Below are 1,903 nucleotides of genomic sequence, written 5' to 3'. Positions count from 1 at the left end.
CATAATATGCAAAACAAAACCGTTCAAAATGAAATATTTATTTCGCAATAGGTTGAAATTTACAGTCTTTTCGCCCCTTTTCGTGTCGTTTTGTTAAAATATGACGGTTAAAAGACGTTTTTCTGCGTTTTTTTTTTGTTAAAAGACAATTAAAAGCTAACTTTGCACACTAATAAAGGTAATTTAGTTTTTTAAGGATTTACAAGTGAAGAAATTTTTATTTACACTGCTTTGCATGCTGTTAAGTATGCAGATGTCTTTCGCACAAGGCGGAAGCGTAAGCGGTACCGTTGTTGACGAGAATGGCGAGCCTGTGATTGGTGCGTCAGTGCTTGTCAAGGGGACAAAGACGGGCGTAGTGACTGACCTTGATGGTAAGTTCTCACTCTCCAATGCCGCAGGTAAAACACTTGTCATAACCTATATCGGATATGACAAGAAAGAAGTAAAAGCAAAGAATGGTATCAAAATCGCGCTGTCTGCCAATGCGACTCAGCTTGAAGGAGTTGTGGTGACGGGTATGCAGAAAGTGGACAAGAGATTGTTTACCGGAGCAACGACAAAGATTGATGCCTCATCGGCGAAGCTCGACGGTGTAGCCGACGTGAGTCGCTCGCTCGAAGGCCGTGTGTCCGGTGTGTCGGTGCAGAATGTCAGCGGTACGTTCGGTACGGCTCCCAAAATCCGTGTCCGTGGTGCCACATCAATCTACGGTAATTCAAAGCCTCTTTGGGTCATTGATGGAGTAATTCAGGAAGATGCCGTAGATGTAAGTTCTGACGATCTTTCTTCGGGAGATGCCGTTACGCTGATATCTAATGCAATATCCGGTCTTAGTGCGGATGACATAGAGAGTTTTCAGGTTCTTAAAGACGGATCTGCCACATCTATATATGGTGCGCGCGCAATGGCCGGTGTTGTCGTTATTACGACCAAGCGCGGTAAGGCCGGTCGTAGCACGGTCAACTATACGGGCGAGTTCACATACCGCCTCAAGCCGAGTTATAGGAACTATGACATCAGCAATTCCCAAGAGCAGATGGGTATATATAAGGAGATGGAGAGAAAAGGATGGCTTGAATTTTCACAACTCGCAAATGGTTCTACATCCGGACTATATGGAAAGATGTATAATCTGATAGCCAAATATGATGAGACAAACGGCCAGTTCGGCTTGCCTTATACCGATGCTGCCATTGACGGGTACCTGCGTCAGGCGGAGTTCCGTAATACGGATTGGTTTGACCTGTTGTTCAACAATAACCTTATACAGCAACACTCTGCAAGTATATCTACAGGTTCTGAAAAGGCCAACCTGTATGCGTCTATTTCTATTATGAACGATCCGGGATGGACGAAGCAAAGTGAGGTGGAACGCTATACGGCGAACATGAATGCTACGTTCAACTTCTCTAAAAACCTGTCTGTATCATTGTTAACGAATGCTTCTTATCGTAATCAGAATGCACCGGGAACATTGAACCAAAATGTTGATGTTGTTTCGGGAGCCGTGAACCGTGATTTCGATATCAATCCGTTCAGTTATGCACTCAATACATCGCGTACTCTCGATCCTAATGAGACATACACCCGTAACTATGCTCCGTTTAACATATTCAGAGAACTTGACAATAACTATATCGAGTTGAATGTTACTGATATGAAGTTCCAGGGCGAAGTGTCTTGGAAACCGTTGCAAGGTCTTGAATTCAAGGCGATGGGAGCATACCGTGTTCAGCGTTCTTCGCAGGAACATTTTATCCTTAACTCGTCAAATCAGGCTGAGGCTTACCGTGCAGGAGTTGATAATCCTAACATACAGAACAATAACCCGTATCTGTATAAGGATCCGGACAAACCAAACTCATTGCCTATTTCGGTGATGCCGACAGGAGGTATATAC

The 1,903-nt window shown here is 44.0% G+C and carries 1 protein-coding gene; it reads left to right on the top strand.

What is annotated here, in order from left to right; all coding sequences use genetic code 11:
* Positions 1–235 precede the first annotated feature (235 nt).
* A partial coding sequence (locus MoGM_RS00285) for a SusC/RagA family TonB-linked outer membrane protein (RefSeq protein ID WP_146078589.1) occupies positions 236–1,903 on the top strand: 1,668 nt, incomplete at its 3' end.

This window comes from Prevotella sp. MGM1 (genome assembly GCF_002933775.1).
In the GTDB taxonomy this organism is placed as follows: Bacteria; Bacteroidota; Bacteroidia; order Bacteroidales; family Bacteroidaceae; genus Prevotella.
Note: the sequence above shows the minus strand (reverse complement) of the source record. Positions and strands in the feature narration are given on the sequence as shown.